19 protein-coding genes and 1 pseudogene are annotated in these 22660 nt (G+C 45.6%); 5 read left to right on the top strand and 15 right to left on the bottom strand.

Annotated features, from left to right (window positions below):
- Positions 1-80: 80 nt before the first annotated feature.
- Together AC27FN_RS00415 and AC27FN_RS00410 are read left to right on the top strand one after the other, a co-directional pair.
- The gene (locus tag AC27FN_RS00415; protein ID WP_487166061.1) at positions 81-644 is read left to right on the top strand and encodes a sigma-70 family RNA polymerase sigma factor; all 564 of its coding nucleotides are present in this window, start codon (positions 81-83) and stop codon (positions 642-644) included.
- Positions 645-692: 48 nt separating this feature from the next.
- Positions 693-1439, top strand: a complete 747-nt coding sequence (locus AC27FN_RS00410; protein WP_487166060.1) for a gamma-glutamyl-gamma-aminobutyrate hydrolase family protein — start codon at positions 693-695, stop codon at positions 1437-1439.
- A 195-nt stretch (positions 1440-1634) separates the two neighbouring features.
- Here the strand turns inward: AC27FN_RS00410 and AC27FN_RS00405 are convergent, their stop codons facing one another.
- Entirely contained in the window at positions 1635-2366 is a 732-nt protein-coding gene (locus AC27FN_RS00405) for a transaldolase (RefSeq protein ID WP_487166059.1), read from the bottom strand.
- A gap of 466 nt (positions 2367-2832) precedes the next feature.
- Here AC27FN_RS00405 and AC27FN_RS00400 point away from each other — a divergent pair, with 466 nt between their 5' ends.
- Both AC27FN_RS00400 and AC27FN_RS00395 read left to right on the top strand, forming a co-directional pair.
- Positions 2833-3975: an ArgE/DapE family deacylase gene (locus AC27FN_RS00400; RefSeq protein WP_487166058.1), complete on the top strand. Its 1143-nt coding sequence runs from the start codon at positions 2833-2835 to the stop codon at positions 3973-3975.
- 42 nt (positions 3976-4017) lie between these two features.
- Complete coding sequence (locus AC27FN_RS00395; protein WP_487166057.1) at positions 4018-4851, top strand: Cof-type HAD-IIB family hydrolase; 834 nt, start codon at positions 4018-4020, stop codon at positions 4849-4851.
- Positions 4852-4929: 78 nt separating this feature from the next.
- Here AC27FN_RS00395 and budA read toward each other — a convergent pair whose 3' ends face one another.
- The 4 genes and pseudogenes from budA to AC27FN_RS00375 form a co-directional block, all read right to left on the bottom strand.
- Complete coding sequence (gene budA / locus AC27FN_RS00390) at positions 4930-5646, bottom strand: acetolactate decarboxylase (protein ID WP_487166056.1); 717 nt, start codon at positions 5644-5646, stop codon at positions 4930-4932.
- Between the two features lie 33 nt (positions 5647-5679).
- Entirely contained in the window at positions 5680-7365 is a 1686-nt protein-coding gene (gene alsS, locus AC27FN_RS00385) for an acetolactate synthase AlsS (protein WP_487166055.1), read from the bottom strand.
- A gap of 218 nt (positions 7366-7583) precedes the next feature.
- Positions 7584-8819, bottom strand: a pseudogene (gene codA / locus AC27FN_RS00380) (cytosine deaminase).
- 333 nt (positions 8820-9152) lie between these two features.
- Positions 9153-9404 (bottom strand): type II toxin-antitoxin system HicB family antitoxin, encoded by a 252-nt coding sequence (locus AC27FN_RS00375; RefSeq protein WP_487166054.1) that lies wholly within the window; start codon positions 9402-9404, stop codon positions 9153-9155.
- 328 nt (positions 9405-9732) lie between these two features.
- Here AC27FN_RS00375 and gnd point away from each other — a divergent pair, with 328 nt between their 5' ends.
- Positions 9733-10632 carry a phosphogluconate dehydrogenase (NAD(+)-dependent, decarboxylating) gene (gene gnd / locus AC27FN_RS00370; RefSeq protein ID WP_487166053.1) on the top strand — a complete coding sequence of 300 codons (900 nt, stop codon included), beginning with the start codon at positions 9733-9735 and terminating at the stop codon, positions 10630-10632.
- Positions 10633-10717: 85 nt separating this feature from the next.
- Here gnd and AC27FN_RS00365 read toward each other — a convergent pair whose 3' ends face one another.
- The 10 genes from AC27FN_RS00365 to recD2 all read right to left on the bottom strand — a co-directional run bounded on the left by AC27FN_RS00365 (position 10718) and on the right by recD2 (position 22654).
- Positions 10718-11191 carry a universal stress protein gene (locus AC27FN_RS00365; protein ID WP_407882510.1) on the bottom strand — a complete coding sequence of 158 codons (474 nt, stop codon included), beginning with the start codon at positions 11189-11191 and terminating at the stop codon, positions 10718-10720.
- A gap of 64 nt (positions 11192-11255) precedes the next feature.
- A complete protein-coding gene (locus tag AC27FN_RS00360; protein ID WP_487166052.1) occupies positions 11256-11864 on the bottom strand; it encodes a hypothetical protein in 609 nt (202 codons plus the stop codon).
- A 368-nt stretch (positions 11865-12232) separates the two neighbouring features.
- Positions 12233-12760 carry an HdeD family acid-resistance protein gene (locus tag AC27FN_RS00355; protein WP_487166051.1) on the bottom strand — a complete coding sequence of 176 codons (528 nt, stop codon included), beginning with the start codon at positions 12758-12760 and terminating at the stop codon, positions 12233-12235.
- A gap of 271 nt (positions 12761-13031) precedes the next feature.
- Positions 13032-13730 carry a methionine ABC transporter permease gene (locus tag AC27FN_RS00350; RefSeq protein ID WP_487166050.1) on the bottom strand — a complete coding sequence of 233 codons (699 nt, stop codon included), beginning with the start codon at positions 13728-13730 and terminating at the stop codon, positions 13032-13034.
- Complete coding sequence (locus tag AC27FN_RS00345; RefSeq protein WP_487166049.1) at positions 13727-14842, bottom strand: methionine ABC transporter ATP-binding protein; 1116 nt, start codon at positions 14840-14842, stop codon at positions 13727-13729. Before AC27FN_RS00345 ends, AC27FN_RS00350 begins: the two co-directional genes overlap by 4 nt.
- A gap of 106 nt (positions 14843-14948) precedes the next feature.
- Positions 14949-15782 carry a MetQ/NlpA family ABC transporter substrate-binding protein gene (locus AC27FN_RS00340; RefSeq protein WP_487166048.1) on the bottom strand — a complete coding sequence of 278 codons (834 nt, stop codon included), beginning with the start codon at positions 15780-15782 and terminating at the stop codon, positions 14949-14951.
- Between the two features lie 493 nt (positions 15783-16275).
- Positions 16276-17265, bottom strand: a complete 990-nt coding sequence (locus tag AC27FN_RS00335) for an aldo/keto reductase (RefSeq protein ID WP_487166047.1) — start codon at positions 17263-17265, stop codon at positions 16276-16278.
- A 264-nt stretch (positions 17266-17529) separates the two neighbouring features.
- Entirely contained in the window at positions 17530-18516 is a 987-nt protein-coding gene (locus tag AC27FN_RS00330) for a ribose-phosphate diphosphokinase (RefSeq protein ID WP_487166046.1), read from the bottom strand.
- 341 nt (positions 18517-18857) lie between these two features.
- On the bottom strand, positions 18858-20123 hold the full coding sequence (locus AC27FN_RS00325) for an MFS transporter (protein WP_487166045.1): 1266 nt from the start codon (positions 20121-20123) through the stop codon (positions 18858-18860).
- Positions 20124-20143: 20 nt separating this feature from the next.
- On the bottom strand, positions 20144-22654 hold the full coding sequence (gene recD2, locus AC27FN_RS00320; RefSeq protein WP_487166044.1) for an SF1B family DNA helicase RecD2: 2511 nt from the start codon (positions 22652-22654) through the stop codon (positions 20144-20146).
- Positions 22655-22660 lie beyond the last annotated feature (6 nt).

Genomic DNA, 22660 nt, shown 5'->3' with positions numbered 1-22660 from the left:
TTCGGAATTTAGTACAGTGATGGCGACCAAAGGCCTTTGGATCATCAACGGAATCGTTCCGTTAGAAAAGGAAGTCACCCATGTCACAGTCTTTGTCCGCGACTGCCTTTAATTTTGTCGCCGATCCCAATAATTTTCGCGTCGTTTATGGCGTCTTAAAACGCCTGCACATCAGTCCCAGACATCAAGACTACGAAGATCTGTTGTCAGAAGGCCGACTGATTTATGTCGAGGTCTTCATGGAATATGTCACGCAGATTGACGACCACGATCCAGCGGCTCTACGCCGGTATGCTTATCAACGACTCTATTGGCGTTTGTTGGACTATCTACGAAAAAAGACAGCAACGGCCCAGCACCAAACGTCACTGCCCGACCATTCAACTCAGCCGGATCCCCGCATCGACCTGGCTGGCCAACTGGAAACGACTAACTTATGGCAACTCATTCAGACTCGACTTAACCAAGACGAGCGCCAATTGTTTAACGATCTACTCACCGAACCCTTAAATTTAACGATGCTCGCAACGAAGTATCAGATTTCTCGACCAACCCTATACAAACGGCGCCGCCGATTAGCTGATAAGCTACGGCTCTCGTTACCTGACTTTTTCGCACCAGACGAGTATAATATTAAAAAATAATGAGTAGATTCATGATTGCTTAATTGCGATGAGAAAGGATTTTCGTTTATGAAACCACGTATCGCTATTCCCGCTGACACTCTGACAGAAGCGACCAACATCATTAACCAACGTAATGCTGCATATGCACCACAACCTGCAATTCAAGCAATCACTAAGGCCGGTGGCATTCCAATCATTTTGCCGAGTATTGATCCAGCCGATGCTAGTGCCTATCTCGATTTGTTTGACGGTCTATTACTAGCCGGCGGACTGGACGTCGATCCGACTCTATACGGCGAGGAACCCGACATTTTATTGGGTGAAACTTACCGAACCAGAGATTTGCTTGAAATCGAATTGGTCAGGGAGGCGGTCCATGCTGGCAAAGCTATTCTAGGCATTTGTCGCGGACAACAAGTTCTTAATGTCGCTCTAGGGGGGACTTTGTATCAGGATTTATCGGAAGATTCAGCATCATTTGTTCAACATTCCCAAAGGGCGGCGGGCAACATTCCAACGCACCATGTTAACGTCAATGCTGACGCCCATTTAGCACAGCTTGTCGGCACCCGTCCATTTGTCAACTCCCGCCACCATGAAGCCATCAAACAGGTTGCCCCTGGTTTAAAGGCGGTTGCATTCGCTGACGATGACGTAATTGAAGCTGTTCAATCTACCACCAACGACCAGATTCTCGGTGTTCAATGGCATCCGGAAAATATGGAAAAACACAATCCCGCCATGAAGCAAATTTTCACTGATTTGATCCAACGGGCTAGTCACGTAGCCGCGCAAACTCGGTTGCGTGATTAGTAACCGAGTTTGCAGATAAGCGGCTGCTCAGATATTAATTAGCCTAAATTCACCAAACAAAACGACGATCATGCGCTGTCCCAGTTAGCGCGTAATCGTCGTTTTACATTTATTCAGCTTATTTCGCAAATTTCGCCACGTCGGTGTTTCAGTGAGGTTACATCAACGCCAAGTGTCACTAACTTAATCTTTTGATTATTTGGCAAGAATTTCAAAACCCAGTGCTTGACTATCTGCTTTAAACCGCTTAACCGTGTCTAAAGAATATTCTGCTAGTGGTTTGCCGAGCAACGCTAATTTTTTCAGTGAACCAGGGGTACACGTGATAATGTCGGTATGTGTCTGAGCCGCCTGCATAATGTTATACACTTCGCGCTGGCTGGCCCAGAGTAACTTCAAGCCGGGCTTAAAGTGGACCATATCGGCATACTTAGACATCAATGGTCGCGGATCCACGCCGGTGTCGGCAATGCGCCCCGCAAAGACGGACACAATTCCACCTGTCTCCTCATCTAGCGCGTCACGGACTGCCCGAACTTGCTCTTCTGTGAAGATGGCCGTCGCATTAACTTTAATGCCGGCGTGTGACAACCGGTGAATCAATGGAATCGTGGATTCTCCCCGGGAATTCATAACCGGAATTTTAACGAAGACGTGCGTGCCAAAATGGCTAATAACTTCAGCTTCGGCGGCCATATCCTCAGGATCGTCCGCAAAAACCTCAAAGGAAATCGGCAAATCTGGAATGGCAGCAACTGCCTGATGAGCGAATTCTACGTAGTCGGTTACACCGGCTTCTTTCATTAGGGATGGATTGGTTGTAAATCCAGTTACTAAACCAGATTTATAAGCATCCACCATATCTTCAATATTAGCGCCATCGGCATATAATTCTACGCCTAAGCGATTGATTCTTGATTCATCCATTGGTATCACCCTTTTTAGCTTATTGGATAGGCCTTTTAAACATTGTTACTTAAATTGGTCTATGTATAGTACCCTAATAGATGCGTCGCTAATCAGCAACCCCCTTTTTATTAAAAAATCATGAAATCAGCAAATTGGTCTCATATAAAACAATCATTCGATCCTTCTCAGGTCGCGTAGCCATGCGGATTACTAACAATTGGTATAGTTTTCATCAAACGGTTGCACAATTCTTAGAGATTTTCGTCCAATGCTGACATTTCTTGAATCATCGACTGTCTTTATCGACAAATATCATCGCTCATTGACGTTTCAGATCACTACCGAGTGGGTTTGTCTCATCTCTTGTCGAGCTCTACAAGCCTGATGCTTGTTTCGCTTTGATTTATTTTGTGGACCAAGGCTTACCCAGACTCAACAGAAGTGCTATAAATAGACTAATGTCAATATACAAGGGGGCAGTGTGATGGAAACAGCTGAACAAATTAACTTATTGGCTGAACTTGTTAAAATTGATTCGCGTAACGGGCATGAAGAAGCAGTCGCCAATAAAATCATCGAAGTTTTAGCGGCTCACGGTCTTAGCGCTAAAAAGATTCCGTATCAACCTGGTCGAGTAAACCTGTTTGTTTCATTAAAGGGTACGCAACCTGGCAAAACCATCATGTTAACAGGACACTTGGATACTGTGGCAGCCAACGCGTCGGATGGTTGGCAGGCTGACCCACTTTCGGCCCAGATTACTGATGGAAAAATGGTTGGTCGAGGGACTGCTGATATGAAAAGTGGCCTTGCCGCCATGGTAACCACGTTGATCGCGCTGCACGATGCCGGCCTACCTAAACAAGGACAGCTTCAATTCCTTGCGACCGTTGGTGAAGAATATGGCGCTCCCGGTTCACGGATGCTAACCGAAGCTGGCTATGTGAATGATGTCGACGCCATGATTGTGGGCGAACCCACGAGTGATCAAATTATTTTTGCTCATAACGGTTCCATTGATTACGCCGTGGACGCTGTCGGCAAATCCGTGCATTCTTCGATGCCAGAAAAAGGCGTCAATGCCATTTCAGCCCTCAACGCTTTTATCAATGCGGAAGCACATGCCTTCGATGACGCACCGGTGAGCGATGTGCTCGGTCCCGTTGTTCATTCAGTAACAGTCATTAAAGGCGGCGATCAAGTGAACTCCATTCCAGGCCACGCTCACTTGGAAGGAAACATTCGACCAATTCCAGATTTCGATAATGCTCAAGTCATCGACCGATTGCAAGGTGTCGTCGATCAGCTCAATCAAGACCCCCTGATCAACTTGCGCTTAACCATCGACTTTAGTTTCTTCCCCGTCATTTCTGATCAACAGTCTTCGTTGGTTGAATTAGCCAAAAACGCGGTTACCGCAATCACAGGTCAACCGGCCAAACTAAATGTCATTCACGGTGCGACAGATGCCTCCGAATATACGAAAGCCGAACACCACTTTCCCATTATTGTGCTAGGCCCCGGACGTTGGGATGTGGCCCATCAGGTCAATGAATATGTTGACTTAAGTGACTACTTACAATTAGGCTTGATTTATCAGAAAATCGTGACTGATTTTCTTGTTTGATCATTATAAGATTATTAAATTCACCATTAAAAGGAGTTCCTCATGCCGATAAAACTCATTGCCGTAGACATGGACGGTACATTTTTAAACGATGATAACGACTACGATCGTGATCGATTCGCCAGTCAATTTGTCGCTTTACGTCAGCGGGGAATTCATTTCGCTGCTGCCAGCGGATCACAATATCAACGGTTAGTTGAACGATTCACACCATTTAAAGATGAAATGGACTTTATCTCTGACAACGGCGCGATTGTTCATGCTCGAGACAAGCTGTTGTTTGCCAGCCAAATTTCTGATCACCAAATTGCCAATACGTTGGGCGTGATTAAGCAATTATTCGGTACGCAAACCGCCTTAACGACGCTGTCAGGCGTTAACCGGGCTTATGTGGACGCCAGTATACCGCAACCAATATTTGAACTTATTAAACGTTATTATAACGACCTACAACGCATTGACCATCTTTATGAGTTAGATCCGCGCAGCCTCGACGATCAACTAGTCAAAATCGCCGTTAGCTTTGAACAGCAAACCGATCCCACGCAACAGATTGCTGACTTGATCACCCACCTTGACGACAGCTTAGCCGCCATGAACTCCGGCTTCAATACTGAGGATATCGGCATAGCGGGTATCTCTAAAGCAACCGGTTTAGCCCATTTGCAAGAACGGTACGGCATTATGAACAACGAGATTGTCACTTTTGGCGATAATGAAAATGATTTAGATATGTTGCTCATGACCGAACACGGCTATGCGATGGCCAACGCCCACGCCGACGTTTTAGCGCAAGCACCGCGCCGAACTGACTCAAACAATGATGATGGCGTTTTAAATGTTATTGACCAAATCATCGCGGGAAAATTAGATTGAAAAATTGGCGACGACAAAATGCCCACCCTTACGTGCAAGGATGGGCATTTTTGGTGCGTAACTTTTCATAAAGCGTGACTAATGTTCGGCCTGATTAATGGCGTCATTTAAACCATTAAGTTCGATATCAGCATTCATAAATGTTGCATTGTCAGTCGGCAAATGAAGCAATAAGTTTGGTAAGAGTTGCACACCGGCTTCACCGTTAATTAGTTGGAAATCGAGTAAATGACCAGCAAATTGTCGATCATCGCTAATAAAGTGCAAGTGGCAGCCAGCAACGGTAGCTCCGGCATATAAGTCTGGGGCAAAATAACCAACCACTGTGCCGCTCACCTGCTCACGCGTGAATTCCGGCTGATGCGCTGTGGCCGTCGTTAACGGCGGAAATGGCGCGGTCTGTTTCGGCGCAACCCGCACGTGAACCGTGGCAAACTGGCCATGTAGTGTAATCGCGGCAAACGCATTTTTTAAATGTTGATCATTGATTAACCAATTTGAAAACTGCGTTTGATTTAGCCCTTCAAGCGACTGTTTGGGTTGATGAAGATCAGTAAAATGAGCGGACGCAAATGGCATCGTTGTCGTATCCGTCACTGGATACACGTGACCATCCTCAGCAGCCTGATACACTTGCCCATCGATAACCACCACTTCACCGTTTAGACCGTCCAACGTACCGATACCAGTATCACCATGTTGGATTAAGTCGCCAGCTGACAAAGTGCCGGTGAATAAACCTGGAATAAGTAATGCTAGCGTCCCGTGTTGAAACAAGGTTGTGGTCTCTTTCATTTTATGTCCCCCTCGTATATCGCTAATGAATCTTTAAAATTGATCCGGTAACAGACTTTCGCCTAACGCCCGGTTGTGTGAATAATCTACCGGTACATCGACGATCACGGGTCCTTTAGTTGAAAATGCTTGGTCCAGCACGGTTTGTAAATCGGCTGGCTTGGTCACTCGTAGACCAGTTGCCCCAAAAGCTTCCGCATATTTGACATAATCAACTGGGCCAAAATCAACACCCGCATCCACCTTGTATTTCATTTCTTCTTGGAATTTAACCATGTCGTAATGACCGTCATTCCAGATAACATGCACGATGTTTAATCCCAATCGAACTGCTGTCTCCAGTTCTTGACCAGAGAACAAGAACCCACCATCACCAGAAACGGACATCGCCTGGGCATCAGGCCGCGTCAAGGCTGCCGCAATCGCCCATGGCAAGGCTACACCAAGTGTTTGCATCCCATTACTAAAGAGCAAATGGCGTGGTTGATAACTACGAAAATGGCGGGCCATCCAAATGTAGTGACTCCCAACGTCCACTGAGACGGTCATTTCATCACTGACATGATCCTGAAGTGCGGCCACCAGTGCTAACGGCTCAACTTTAGTCGCATCTGGAGCCTGCACGTAATCTCGATCACGTTGGGTCAACTCATCATGTAACTGAGCCAAGATTTTTTGACCAGCATCGTTAGGCTGGTACCCTTTGATGTTCGCCTGCAAAATGGCCAGGGTTTGGGCAATGTCGCCGACGAGTTGCGTTTCAGGTTGATAATTTTGATCTAATTGCGCTGCCGTGGCATCAATGGTGACGATCCGTGCTTGCTTCTCCGCATTCCAATTTCGCGGTTCATACTCAACGGCATCATACCCGACTGCAATAACCAAGTCTGCTTGTTTAAGCAGACGATCACCAGGTTGGTTGCGGAATAAACCAACGCGACCAAAATAATGTTTCTCTTCTAACTCACGGGAAATGACACCAGCTGCCTGAAATGTTTCAACAACGGGTAAATTAGCAGCTTTCACTAATTTACGAATCGCGTTCGTGACCTGCGCAGAAGATGCCCGCATCCCAGCCAAAATAACTGGTAATTTGGCAGCACGAATTTCTTGTGCCAATAAGTTCACATCGGCAGGACTGGCGGGCCCCAGCACGGGTGCTTGCATCGGTTCCAAGACTGGTGTCAACACCGACGCGTCATCAACATCTTGTGGTAAGGAAACGAAGCTAGCACCTTGCTTACCAGCCGTGGCTGCTTCAAATGCATTGCCAATCACTTCTGAAATATTCTCTGGGTCCTGAATTTCAGCCGAAAACTTCGTAATTGGCTTGAATAGCGCCGCATTCGCCATACTTTGATGAGTCAACCGAAGCAAATCACGTCGCGGAACCTGCCCGCCAATCGCAACAACGGGGTCTCCTTCAGCCGTGGCAGTAACCAGCCCAGTGGCCAAGTTGCTAGCCCCTGGTCCGGAAGTGGTGATGGCAACCCCCGGTTCGCCGGTTAAACGACCAATACCAGCTGCAATAAAGGCGGCATTTTGTTCATGGCGAGTCACGATCAGTTGTGGCGCCTTTGCGTTATCAGGATGCGCTAAGCGTTCAAACAATCGATCAATTTTGGCACCAGGTACGCCAAAAACGTACTTAACGTTATGATTAATCAAACTTTCGACCACTGCGTCCGCACCGAATCGTTGTGCTTTCTCTTCTGTCATGTTTTAGCCTCTCTTAACCGTGTAATGCGCTTATTTTATCACACTTTCACTTGCTGAATTAAAATTAGTGAAAAAAACATCAGCAATCTAATCATTGCTGATGCCTGGTGTTGACATATTGAGACACTTGTTTCATTTTAAAAAAAGTCAATTTCACAAGTGTTTTGAAAAGATTGTGAAATTTAGTTCACCGTGTTAACCGCGTCTAATTCATCATTCTAAAAATTCAGCTTCGTCACTTTAGGCGTCGTCTGCGCAATGATTCGCCCTTGCCGGACACTATATAAAACTTCTGCATGTTCATTTAACGTATTATAAAAATCAGCCTGATTATAAATGATGAAGTTGGCTGGCTTACCGACCTCAATCCCATAATGATCTAAGATATGAAGCGCTTTGGCCGCATGAGTAGTGACAAATTGATAACTATTGTTAATGTCGTCATAGCCCATCAAATGACCAACATGGAGCCCCATTGAAACCGGATCCAGCATATTCCCATTACCCATCGGATACTAAGGATCGCGAACGTCATCTTCCCCAAAAGCCACATTAATTCCATCAGCATCCAATTCTTTAACTCGCGTCATCCCACGACGTTTCGGATAAGTATCGAAGCGACCGCCTAAATTTGTATTCACCAATGGATTCGCAATCATATTAATATCGGCCAACTTGAGCAGTCGAAACAATTTGTATGCGTACGCATTATTGTATGAACCAAGCGCCGTTGTGTGGCTGGCTGTGACTCGATCACCTAGGCCAGTTTCATAAGCAATTGTAGCCAACGTTTCCAAATGACGGGATGCGGGATCGTCAATTTCATCACAGTGAACATCAATGAGACGATCATATTTCTCCGCTAGATCACCGATAAAATGTAATGACTCAATCCCATATTCACGTGTAAATTCAAAGTGTGGAATGCCACCAATCACATCAGCACCCAATTTAACGGCCTCTTCCATCAATGCCTTACCTTGAGGAAATGACAGAATCCCTTCTTGCGGAAACGCCACTAATTGGAGTTCAATTTCATCAGCCAATTCGGCTTTCACTTCTAGCAGGGCTTTAAGCGCGGTTAAGTTGGGATCTGTAACATCGACATGGGAGCGAACAACCTGAATGCCATTCCCAATCTGCTTACGCAGTGTGATCTTGGCGCGTTGCTTAACGTCCTCGACCGATAGTGTCTTTTTACGCTCCGACCAAATCCGAATGCCATCAAACAACGTTCCTGTCTGGTTCCATTCTGGATCGCCGGCTGTTTGTGTCGCATCTAAATGGACATGGGGATCGACTAACGGTGGCAAAAGTAACTTACCTGTCGCGTCGATCACTGTTTCATGGTCTCTTGCCGGCAAATGTGTCGCAATTTCTGTGAACACTCCGTCTTCAATCCGCAAATCCTGAGCGGTCTTCGCATTATTGATGAACGCTTGTCTAACTAACATCATCCAGCCTCCAAATTTATCTAATCTCGCTTAAGCCTATGCCGGCAAGGTCAAGAAAGCAAATTTATCCATGATTTAATGAAGAAAGTAACCAAATTCGATCACCTACGACTCGATTTTAGGGAATCGCGGTAAGCGACAAGTTTGCAGCACAGGCCTCAAGACGAAACAAGCCGGGTTGATGTCGAGCACTAGCTGAGGCTTAGCAGTTGGCATGGCCTTGGCCAATTGATAAGTCTGGGCTAGGCGCAGACAGCAGGCTTGTGTAGCCAGACAAAAAAAGCGGCCAGCCACGGTCGCCTTAGGAGTGAAACCAAATTTAGAATAGATCCCTTATTGTGGATCAAGACTAGGTGCTGGGATCGGTCGATCCAACTTTAGGTTGGTTGCAAACCACATGCGCTTTGCCTCATTTAGCTCCCGAATCCCTTCGGAAATGGTATCCGCTGCGACGCCAAGCCCAGTGAGCTCAGGAACACTCAGCGCAAAATAATGCCTACCAGAACCCTCTTCCACGGAGTTAATAACAATCTGGTAGCTCAGTCCCATGTAATATTCAAGCGATCGCTCGCCGGCGTTCTGCATCGAACCGCCTCCAAACTTCCTGTTCTCCCCCATGTGTCTATCGCTAGTCTACGCATGTGACAATCAAATGACAAGAAGATTACAGCAAAGTCCATTCACCTTAAAGAACTCTCAAGCTTTTATTCAAATTCAATTAATTGGTTATAGCAATTTAGACATTTGAATCTGGCAATATGCTACCAGATCACAGTTTTTAAGGATTAGGCCATTAAATTTGTGAAAAAATGTTTTTGAAACTGATTTTCAGGATTATTGTTGATTTTTGCAAACTTTTTACATATACTTAAGCTCGTAACGTTCATTCACATAAGGAAGAGGGATTTCATTTATGAAATTAGGGTTAATCGGTTTAGGTAAAATGGGCTTAAACCTTGCAGAAAACATGATGGACCACGACAACGAAGTGGTTGGTTTTGACTTAAACAAGGATTTTGTTGATCAAGCGGTCTCAGCCGGTGCGCAAGGCGCTGACTCATTGGCAGACATGGTTGCTAAATTACCATCACCAAAGATTGTTTGGATCATGGTACCTGCTGGCAAACCAACCGAAGCCACGATTGATGGCTTACTTGATTTGTTAGATTCCGGTGACTTTATCATTGATGGTGGAAACTCCTTCTGGAAAGACTCTGTTGCTGACGCGAAGAAGGCAGAAGCTAAAGGCATCAACTTCTTCGACTGTGGTACTTCAGGTGGCCAATCAGGCGCTCGTCACGATGGTAACTTTATGATCGGTGGTAACGACGCAGCGGCCTTTGAAACTTTACGGCCCCTATACGAAGGAATCGCGCAAAAGAACGGCTACCTTTACACCGGTAAGGCCGGTTCTGGTCATTACTTGAAGATGGTTCACAATGGTATCGAATATGGGATGATGGAAGCGATCGGTGAAGGTTTTGAAGTCCTTGAACACAGTGACTTCGACTACGATAATGAAGCCGTTGCTCGACTTTGGAACAGCGGTTCAGTCGTTCGCTCATGGCTCATGGAACTTGCTGAAGAAGCCTTTGCTAACGATGCTAAACTTGATAACATTAAGGGCACGATGCACTCTTCTGGCGAAGGTAAATGGACACTAGAAGAAGCGATGAACCAGCAAGTTGCAACTCCAGTTATTGCAATGTCCCTATTGATGCGTTATCGGTCATTAGAGAACGATACCTTCACAGGTAAGGTTGTTTCCTCGCTACGTAATGGTTTCGGTGGTCATGCCGTGGATAAAGCCTAAATCAGCGTTCTACTTGATATAACGGTATTAAAAAGGCCGAGCAAAATTGCTCGGCCTTTTGTGTGCAAATTTATAAAATTCAGTTCTAACGAACCACCAGTACAGAAACCGGTGAATATTTCGCAACATATGCGGCCTGGCTACCGAAGTATTTTGCCACACCTTGTCGCGATAAGGAACCGACAATGACTAAATCCGGGTCAACTTGCGGAATTACCTGTTTGACAATTGTCTCGCCTGGATCACCCTCTGCAATAATGGTTTTAACGGATTTAACTCCGGAATTTTTCGCCGTCTTGCGGTAAGACTCCAGTCGCTCTTGAATCCCTGAGCGTTGTTGATCCAACATCTCTTTGCTCAGTGCCGTAAAGACATTAACGTCTTGTTCCTCTAGGATACTAACAATGACCAATTCGGATTTGTCCTCTTTGGCTTGTTTAACCGCATATTGGTACGCAAGCTGCGCGTCTGGTGAGTCATCAACCCCTACCAAAATGCGCTTGTAATCGTAAACCTTGCCCTCAATTTTTTTCGGGTGTTGCTGATCATGTTCTGCCATTCCTATCACAACTCCTTCAGTGATATTGTAACCGCTATCGGGGTCATAATACTAGTCTCAACACCTATTTTTGCAATTGATCAATCGCCGTTTTAGCAGACACAAGCTGATCATGGGCCATTTTCATCGTAATCACAGGTTTAACATCACTGCTTTTGATCGTTTTCGCTTTACGATTAACTTGATAGTGTTGTGGCTGACCGTCAGTGGCAAAAACGAGCTTGTTATCGAAATCCTTCCCACTTTGGTGATAGTTAGCGGGTTTGTGCGCCGCTTGATCCGCTTTGGTTTTATAAACGATCGTAGCAGTGGTCAGTGGTGTTAATTCCAACTGATTTCCTTTCTTCAAGCTCACGGTCCCGTCGGTCACTTGCTCTTGAATTCCGGAAATTCCCAGTGAGGTCGTCACACGCTGAACGTAACGCCCATCTTTCGAAAAGGTTACACTTAACTGGTTAGTCAAAACTTTATGTTTCCCTAAAGTGCTGGTCCGTTTAAACGTGCCTCGATAATTTTTATCCTGCCAAAAAGATTTTGCTGAAGTTGCATCGGTCTTTTTGTGGTGCTTTGTCTGAGCGTTGACCGTCCCAACCATCATTAATAGACCCATTGTGGCAACCAGCATCATCGTTATGTAATGCTGCCAACCCCTTACTTGTTGTTTAAACATCATAAATTCCCTCCAGAATCTAGTTGAGTGTTTAGCACTCTGTTGTCTATTATGCCAAAGAAGTTCGCATTTTGCAGGTCACTGTCGGCATCAGAATAGTTTTTGTATGCCACAAGATGCCTGATTACATCGATTTGTCAGCAAATATTTAACTATGTTTACAAATACATGACAAACATTAACTATACGAATCGGGTGGAAAAAAAGGCTTTGGAACCTAGCTTATGAAAGTGTCGTGATTTGTTGGTTTTGTGCACCACGCCTCCATGATCAAAATAGGCGACAACCGCCTGAAAACGGTGCCTAGCAATAAAGGAGAACACCTTCCAAGTACGGAAGATGCTCCCCTTTTCGCTAAGTCAATGACGCTTCTAGAACGCGCGCATAATGTGATACGCACCATAAATCAATAGGTATAGGCTAACTAATGTCGCCAGCGTTAATGCTGAGACCACTGGTTTGAATAATAATAGAAAGCCCAAAATGACCCCAATGACATCAAGGATCACGCTGATCCAAAAGTACTGCTTGTCAAAAGTTCGTAAGAGGCTAGCCGTGACCAGTCCAGCTAGCGAATCGAAAATAAACCATACGGCAAAGAAGTATGGCAACACGCGCATACCAATACCTAAATGAAGGATTAAAAAGGCGCCAATCACAATATCAAGAATGCCACTAATTAGCAACCAGATGGGCGCGCGCCCTAGTAATCGACGAACGTCATCGTGAAACCACACTTGATAAATACCGGCCACAAGCGCAACAATCCCAAACATGACAACAATCGCCAATAAGCTTGAAGCTGGATTAAAAAAGGTCATCAAGCCAGCAATAACAAACAAGATCCCCAAAGCAAAACTGTACCAGTCGAACATTCGACGCGTTGAATTCCAGTTCATTTAAAAGACTCCTTATTGTGGTGAGCTTCAGTTACCCGCGACCACTTCGTTTTTAAATGCCTCATCCTTTTGCGGATGACTTACAGTCAGTCTACCATGCTGGTCGAGCACAACCAACTGTTTGTGCACAATTTAGCTAATTTCTGTCGTCATCATCACTCACTAAAAACCACAAATCAGCCTGTCTGTCGAGGTTCCGACAGGCGGGCTGATTTAAATTGACTAGCGCAACCTAAGTAAACTAATCGTTTCGTTCTGTAGCTGACAAAGTTTATCGATGATCTGTCCGCCGGGCAAACCAGTCACCCACGATTTGAACTAAGAAAACGATGACTAAAATAATGATCATCGCCATGACCGTGATATCATTTTCGAATCGGTCATAACCAATGCTAATCGCTGTGTTCCCTAATCCACCACCACCGATGGCCCCCGCCATCGCAGTCAGTCCGATCAGCGAAATAATCGTCACGACCGAGGTTCTGATGAGGTCCGGCAAGGCCTCACGTAAATAGACGCGAAAAATAATTTGCATGGGTGAAGCGCCCACGGCTTCAGCTGCTTCAATAATTCCTCGATCAACATCAAATAAAGCATTTTGAACCTGACGAGCATAGAATGGGGCACACCCAATCGTTAATGGAACGAGTGCTGCAGTGGTTCCAATTGAGGTCCCGACAATCAGTCGTGTAAACGGCGCAATCACAGCTAATAAAATAATGAACGGTATGGATCGAAAGATGTTGACCAATTTATCAAGAATCCAGTAAACACTAGGATTAACAAGGATGCCTCCTGGGGCGGTCACAACTAAAATAATCCCCATCAATAAGCCGAGAATTCCGGCGACCAAGCCCGAAACCAATGTCATGTAAATCGTTTCCCAAGTCGACTGAATGAAGACATCCTTATTCGCGATCACATTTGGCATCAATGAGGTCCAGAACCCGCTTGCAATTAATGTCGTCATGCGTCTACCTCCCCACGGTTTTCTGCGGCCGCCTTTTTAGCTAACTCCGCTCGATATTTGGGCACGTCAATAACACGAACATGCACGCCTTGCCCTTTAACATAAGCCAACGCATCATCAACAGCAGTGCCAGTGCCACTTAAAACTAGTCCTAACGTCCCGACCGGCGTTTCCTGTAGAATTTCAACATTCCCAAAAATGATATTGGGAGTGACTTTAAATTGCTCGTACAGCTGGGCAATCAAGGGATCATCTGTAGAAGCGCCGGCATATGAGAGAACGACCAATCGTTCATCAGCACCCAATTGCTGAATCCGTGGCTGCGCAACAACATTTTTCAGTGCTGAATCCACCTGCGTTGAAGTTTCGATGAATTCTTGAGTTAACTGTTCTTTTGGATTTGAAAAAATCGTTAATAAATCGCCACGCTCAATAATTTCACCACTTTGCATCACTGCAACTCGATTACAGATGGCTTTCACCGCTTGCATTTCATGCGTGATTAACACCACGGTTAGACCCAAAGTTTCATTTAGCCGCTTTAATAAAGCTAAAATGGAACCCGTGGTTTTCGGATCCAACGCAGACGTGGCCTCGTCAGAAATTAAAATTTCTGGGTCATTTGCCAAGGCTCGGGCAATCGCGACCCGTTGCTTTTGACCACCAGACAATTGGGCCGGATAATCGTTCTTCTTATCAGACAAGCCCACCAGCGCCAATAATTCATCAACTTTATCCAGTTGCTGTTGTTTGTTTAATGACGTTCCCAACAAGAGGGGAAAACGAACATTGTCGCCAATTGTTCGTTCATTCATTAAATTAAAGTGTTGAAAGATCATGCCAATCTTAGTCCGCGCTTGACGTAAAGCTTTACCATGTAACTGATCGAGCCGCTGACCATTAACTGTGACCGTGCCATTAGTCTGTGGTTGAAGTTGATTGATCACGCGAACCAACGTACTTTTACCAGCGCCTGAATAGCCCACAATACCGTAGATATCGCCTTTATTGACGGTTAGATCAACCTGCTTAACTGCCGAAACCGTTCGAGCGGCCTCTTTAAATGTTACGTCGATCCCGCTTAGTTCGATCATCGGGGTTGCTTCTGCCATAATTCATATCCTTTCTCTTTGAAACAAACACTATTTTAAACATTTTTTGCTTGTTCTATGTAAGCCAAGCCGAAATCACAGATCCAGCCTGGCGATTAATCAAATATTATTTGGCGATTTTCAAATTCCATGCTGGCAATTCGGTACCATGGAAGTCTTTTTGAATGAGCTTCGCATTGCGTTCGCTCTGGTAAGCTTTGACGATTTCTTTAATTGCCTGCTTATTTTTGTCCGCTTTGCGCGCAGCAATGATATTGATATAAGGCTTAACGTTCTGATCAATCTTTTCAGCGTAAACCGCATGCTTGATGTTCAATCCGGCATCAACCGCAAAGGTGTTATTGACGACAGCAGCAGTGACAGAATCTAATGAACGCGGCGTTTGATCAGCGGCAACCGCTGTGATCTTTAATGATTTCGGATTGCTAGTAATATCTTTAGTCGTTGGTAATTTCGCCTGATTTAACTTAATTAAGCCGGCATTCTTCAACAGGTTTAAGGCTCGGCCTTCGTTGGTGGCGTCATTTGGAATCACAATTGAATCGCCCTTTTTAAACTCGCTGGTCTTCTTTATCTTTTTGCTGAACAAACCTAAAGGTGCCACGACCGTCTTACCCACTGAGGTAATGTCCGTCTTATGCGCCTTGTTCCATTGATCCAAGAAATAGTAGTGCTGAAAGGCATTAATATCAATTTGTTTGTCATTTAAGGCTTGATTAGGTTGGGTGTAATCTGTGAATGTCACAATTTTTAAGTTAATCCCATCCTTCTTAACCTTGCTGGCAATCGGCTTCCAAATCTTCTCGTCGTCGGTTCCGACAATGCCGACCTTAATTGTCGTCGTTTGCTTACTAGCTGATTTACCACACCCAGCTAGGACCAAAATAAGTGCAAAAACCGCTGTCAAACTCAATAATACCTGTTTTGTTTTTTTATTCATCCCGTTGTTCCTCCTCAATTCGCACTTCATTTAAAAATAATCATGACGTTAATGACCACTTCATTAAGACAACCGATGATGACTTGCTGACTAAAAAAGCCCGCTTCTAATCAAATTGATTAGAAGCGAGCAGCCCGCGTTACCATTCTAAATTCAGACTAAATTCACATTTAGTCTCTCACCAACCGTCGCCCCCTAGGGGTCTAGAACTCCCCAGGAATTGTCGGTGTGCGCGATAATGGGCGCCAAGTCATTTTTATCTTACGCAGTGCGCTCGATAAAACCAATCGCAGGCCATGTTCGTTTTCGTGCCACTCGCCTGTTCTCAGCAACTCAGGCTTTCTGGATAGCTTTACGAAGACTACTCTCCTGTTCATATTGTTTCGGTCTCATGAAATTAACTAAGATAGTAGCGCATTGAAAATCACCTGTCAACGAGAAAGTTGAGAAAATCATGAGATTATTTCCTTGTTTCTCATTAAAATAATTATTTTTATCGATTGAGAATCGTATTGATCTGGGTTAATTCATCATCTGTAAAGCTCAATTGGTCAACTGCTTTCAAATTATTCAACAGATGGTCGATGTGGCTAGCCCCAATCACAACGCTGGCCACGACATCATCATGCAATAACCAGGCCAAGGCCATTTGTGCCAGCGTCTGCCCGCGATCAGTCGCAATTTGATTCAAATCATTGAGCTTCTTCACTAACTTATCTGCGCCTTGATCCAGGGCCCATTGATTACTCCAATGAATTGGCATGTCATCGGGGATTCCCTGTAGATATCGATCCGTGAGCAATCCTTCCGCAAGCGGGCCATAAGCCACTAAGCCCCGTTGATCACTTCGTAACACGTCTAATAATCCATCTGTTTCGACGGTGCGGTTGATCATATTGTAACTACTCTGGTTCACCACAAATGGCGTATGATGTTCTTTGAACAATTTGGTGATCGCCGCGGTTTGTTTCGCATCAAAATTAGAGATACCAACATACAATGTTTTCCCTTGTCGAACCATCAAATCCAACGTTTCAACCTGTTCTTCTAATGAAGTGTGTGGGTCGAAACGATGCATGTAAAAGACATCGACATAGTCCAGATGCATGCGCGTCAATGAAAGTTCCAGTGCGTTCATCAGTGTTTTCCGTGAAGAAAATTCACCATATGGCCCAGGCCACATGTGGAAACCAGCTTTGGTTGTAATCACCAATTCATTGCGATAAGGCTTCAAATCTTGCTCAAAAACTCGGCCGAATGTCTCTTCAGCAGATCCATTACTGGGCCCGTAGTTTGAGGCGTTATCAAAACTAAAAATACCGTGATCAAAAGCTGATAAAATTAATTCCCGACTATTGGCATATGGTTGTTGATCGCCTAAGTTACGCCAAAGTCCAAAACTCACAGCAGGCAACATAAAACCGGTGTCTGCAACCCTTCGAACAGGCATTTTATCATAACGTTGTTCATCTGCTTGATACATCTTGTTAATCCCCCTCCGCCACTGTGCTGTCAATTACTGACAAACTATTAACTAATCAATTCAGTTATTAATTCTAGCTCATTTTAAAGATGAAAACGAGTGGTTGTTTTCTGCGCCGACGGGTCACCAGGCGCGCAGTGGTTTGTTGGAATAAGTTAAGGTAAAAAAGTGTTTAAAACATTTTTTAAGAACCAAATAAAAAACGTTAAATCTTGATTGGATTTAACGCAAATTTTCTTCAATCCTTGACGTAATTGGCGGTCCTTACCGCAATTTCACATCAGGATTTTGTTTACTGATGAAGAGTTCATCAACCGGCTGATTATTATGAATCCGCATGATGGCTTCCCCCATCAGATCAGCGACTGAAATCACAACAAGTTTATCAAACGCCTTTTCCGCTGGTACCCCAATTGAATCCGTCACAATCACTCGATCTAACTGTGAATTAGCCAAGGTTGCCGCCGCATTGCCCGAAAAGATCGGATGAGTCGCCACTGCGTAAGTGTGCTTGGCACCTCCAGCCTTTAAAATATTGGCGGATAAGGCCATCCGATCCGCCGTGTCGATCATGTCATCGATAATGATCGCATTTTTGTCTTGAACATCACCAATAATGGAATCGGGCTCTGGGTCAAATTTATCTTCGGAACGATTATCAATGATGGCGATCGGAGCCTTTAACAATTCGGCGAAATTGCGAGCCCGGGACACGCCTGCATGATCAGGAGCGACAACCACCACATTATCTAATAAATCATGAGTATAGAAGTATTTTGCCAACAATGGTGCGGCTAACAAATGGTCCACCGGAATGTTAAAGAAACCTTGGACTTGGTCAGCATGTAGATCAAGGGTCAACACACGATCCACCCCATCGATTTCCAAAAAATTAGCAACTAGCTTAGCCGTAATTGGTTCGCGAGAACGAGCCTTGCGATCGGCACGCGCATAACCGTAATAAGGTAAGACCACATTAATTTGTCCCGCACTAGCCCGACGTAATGCATCGACCATGATCATCACTTGCATAAAAGAACTGTTGACTGGATCACTAACGGATTGGATGACGTACGCTTCGCAACCCCGGACACTTTCGTCAATGCTAATCGCAATTTCACCATCGGCAAATGTACTGATCGTCGCCGGGCTTAAGGGAATATCGATTGAGGCTGCAATTTTTTCAGCCAACGCGCGGTTTGTGTTTAATGCAAATAGTTTAATATCACCATTGGTGTGTTGTTCGCTCATGATTGCCTCCACTGCAATTGTTCAATATGCCTATTATCGCAAAAAAAACCAAGGGTGAACACCCCCAGAGAGCGTGAACCAGGCCGTTTTGAGTCTGAGCAACAACGTACAATCGCAGTTGGGCGGTGTTTGCCCGGGTGCGGTTGTTGGTTGTGCACAAGACTCAGGCCTGGTAAGCGCGTTTTAAAAAAGAGCCATCGCGGGTGAAGGCGAGCAACAACTGGGAATCACGGACGGGGGGCTTCACCCGGTAGTGATTACTGGTTGTGCACAGTCTTCAGTGATGGCGAACACGTTTATGTCAGCGTATGAGGCACGCCACTTTCATCCGAACTCACCAATTAACCCTCACGGTGCGGTTCGCCAATCCGCTGAAGGACATTGTTGAAATACCAGGCAACGACGATCAAGACCAGTCCACTGGCCACGAAGATCCATTTGATCGCAACTACGTCTGCTAAAGGACCAAAGAATAGCATGGCAATGGGATAAATTCCTGTCGAAACAATTTGAAAAATCGAAAAAACTCGCCCCATCATGTTAGGCGTGACCGCTTCTTGAATCAGGATATTGCTGGTAGCAGTGATAATCGGCATCGCAATCCCACTGATAAACATGAAGAACAGATACCAAGGAAATGGCCGCGCAATGCCCATTGCCGCAAAAGCCACGCCGGACACACCCAACGCAATGGCAATGGTGCGAATTTTATGTGGTAGTTGATGGTGACTGCTGATCCAAATACCACCAATCGTAGCCCCGGCCGTCCACAGTAATTCATTTAGCGTCAGCAGCATGACCTTGCTACCAAAGGTTTGCTTCACAAATAAGGTCGATAACTGTGAACTTGGCGCAATTAGCACAAAGGATAAGGCAATCAGGATCATAAACCAGCGCATGAACCCATGTGCAAACGTAAATCGTAAGCCACTGCCAATTTCAGCCAACGTAGACGTGACCACCCCGGCACTCTTTTTCTGAAAGGCCACTACACTGGGCGCGATTCGAATACCAGCTAGTAATAATAAACCAATCGAGGCGGTGACGACATCAACGACGAAAATAAAAATGATCCCCAAACGGCTTAAAATCAATCCCGACACGATGGGGGTAATGAGCAGTAAACCGGCGTTGATTAATTGGTTTAAGCCATTCATTCGCGTCAACTGAGCTCGCGGTGCTAACTGCGGTAATAGCGCGTTGCCGACTGGCATTTCAACCCCGGTCCCTAACGAACGGACCGCCGCAATCAAGAGCAATAACCATAAATCGCGCCATCCAAAATAAAACATCAACGCGATGCCCAACGTGACTACGGTGACCATGCCGGTAGCCCACATTAGCAAATTACGTCGATTACACCGATCAGCCCACACCCCCGCCCACAAGGAAACCAGAATTTGTGGTAAACTCTGAGCCAATGTCGCCAGCATCATCCACGTTCCTGATGAGGCCTTCAAGGCGATGTACCACAGGATTGCAAAGAAAACCGAAGAAGACCCAAATAGAAAAAAATTTTGTGCCGCCAAAAACAAGCCGGTGTTCAGCCGCCAATGCTCAGCGATGGCGGCATCTTGTTGCGCCGCAGTAGTTGGATTGTGCGCCATCTGTGTCACTCCCTCGATTATTAGTCAATTGATTGCGTGTCTGTCCGTGACACAGCAAATGAGGCTGGCGTCATCCCCGCCATGCCAATCATTGGGTCCACTGTACCACTCAAGATGAGCTTAGTTGTTAAAATTGTCCCCGCCGGCTCGACTGGCGCATCATGAATGATCGGTGCAGAATCAGTCGGTTGAACCTGCTTGGTCGTTTTGGCTGTCGCTTGAGCTTCAGTTGTGGTTTCCGTTTCCTGACCAAATACTTGACGTAATCGTTGCGGCAATGTCGTATGGCGGTTGGCAGATTCGTTATGGGCCGCTTCACTAAAGGCGTGCTCATCACCAACCAGGATCAGCCATTGCTGGGCGCGTGTCACCGCTGTATATAACAAATTACGTTGTAACATTCGCCGAAATTGGGGCACTAGTGGCAGGATCACCAATTTGAATTGTGACCCTTGCGCTTTATGAATCGAGACACAATAAGCTAGTGTGATCCGATCAAATTGTTGGCGCGTGTACTCAACTTCCGTCTGTTCAAAAGCTAAGGTTAGCTTATCGACTTTGTCTTCATTAGTTTTATCACTTGCTAAGTCAATACCCACGATTTCGCCCATGTCACCATTAAAGACATTATGTTCGGGGCTATTAACCAAATGAAGAACTTTATCACCGATCCGAAATTGTTCACCATGAGCCGTTAATTGCTTCGTTTTCGCCGACCGGGGTGGGTTAAGGATCGTCTGTAAAGCGGCATTGAGCGCATTAATTCCGGCAGCGCCGCGATACATCGGGGCCAATACCTGAATATCACTTTTGGCAAAGCCGCGCGCTTGCGCTCGTTCTACCACCTGACTAATCAGCGGTACCACCTGATTGGGATAAGCCGCAAAAAAACTCCGGTCGGCTTGATTAACAGTAAAGTCAGCAGGTAGATGACCAGTTTTAATGGCGTGCGCCAAAGGAATGATTGACGAAGCATCCGCTTGTCGGTAGATCGTCGTTAGTTGCGTTGCTGGCAAACAAGCGGAATTTAATAAATCAGCAAACACTTGTCCCGGCCCAACCGATGGCAGTTGATCTCGGTCCCCGACCAAAACAACTTGCATCCCATCTGGAATAGCCGCCATCAGCGTTTTAAATAAGAAGGTATCGACCATCGACATCTCATCGACAATTAACAGTCCACCACTTAGTTCGTGTCCGCTCGTCTCCGCGTCACTGGTTTCACGGCCCGTCAGTCCAAGCAACCGATGAATCGTGCTAGCTGGTAAATCCGTGACTTCACTCATACGTTTAGCCGCTCGACCAGTTGGCGCCGCCAATAAAATTGGAAAGGTACCAGCTTCATACTCATTCACGTCCAAGGAAATGTCATGTAAGTGAGCAAAAAGTGCCACTAGTCCATTGATAATGGTCGTTTTACCTGTTCCTGGCCCACCGGTCAGTAGCGAAACAGGTGCGGTGATTGCCGTCTTCAAAGCGGCCACTTGATCGGCGTCGTAATCAATATCCAATTGCTTTTGGACCCACCGAATCTCATGATCCCAATCTGTGTCATCAGCACTGAGCGCTGCTTGCTGCTGATGGAGTCGCATCAATTGCTCGGCGGCACCCCATTCACTGTCGTATAGCGACTTTAAATAAACTTGTTGCTTGGTCCCAACAATTTTTTGATCCTTGGCTAGAGCCAGTAATTGATCTGCCAGATCATTAGGTGCAACCTGTACTGGGCGCGCCTGCTCCAATAACGAAGTGGCGCCGTTTAACACCGGCGTTAACGCCGCATAAGTATCCCCAGTAGAAAAGCATAGATTCGTAATCGTTTCTAATAGCGCTGCTCGTAGCCGGCCCGGAGCATCTGCATCAAACCCCAGTTGTTCGGCAATCTGATCCGCTCGTTTGAAGCTGACACCGTTGATGTCTTCGGCTAATCGATACGGATTTTCTTGAATAACGCGCATCGTATCCTGTCGATAGGCTTCAAAAATCGTCGCGGCCAATTGGCTGCCAAAGCCTAGGCCATTCAATCCGATAATGATCTGATCCGTGCCATGATTTTCCGTCAGCACCGTTACCAAATGGTCGCGCACCTCGGTCTTTAAACCCAGGGATGTTAAGACTGCTGGGTCTGCAATAATCTTGTCAATTAAGTCGGTTCCTAACGTATCTACTAACCGTTCCGCGGTCTTCTTGCCTAGTCCTGGAAATTGATCCGAGGATAGATATTTAACAAGACCAGTTTTCGTCGTCGGCGTTTCATTTTCATAATTGCTGGCAGCAAATTGTTTACCATATTTAGGATGTTCAATCATTTTACCGATAAATCGGTATGTCGTCTCTTCCGTGACCTCTCCAAACGAACCGGTCACGACAACCTCATCATCCGCCCAGTCCAAACTGCTATGATCCACCTTCACTAACAGCACCTTATAAAAAGAGTCGGGACTGCTAAAAAAAATGGCGGCAACTTTGCCAACCACATAATCTGGTTCAAAGGTTGAATCTTCCTCAAAAAGCGTTCCTTGTGTAGCCATATTGAT

This window comes from Furfurilactobacillus sp. W61-4, from assembly GCF_057545565.1.
Note: the sequence above shows the minus strand (reverse complement) of the source record. Positions and strands in the feature narration are given on the sequence as shown.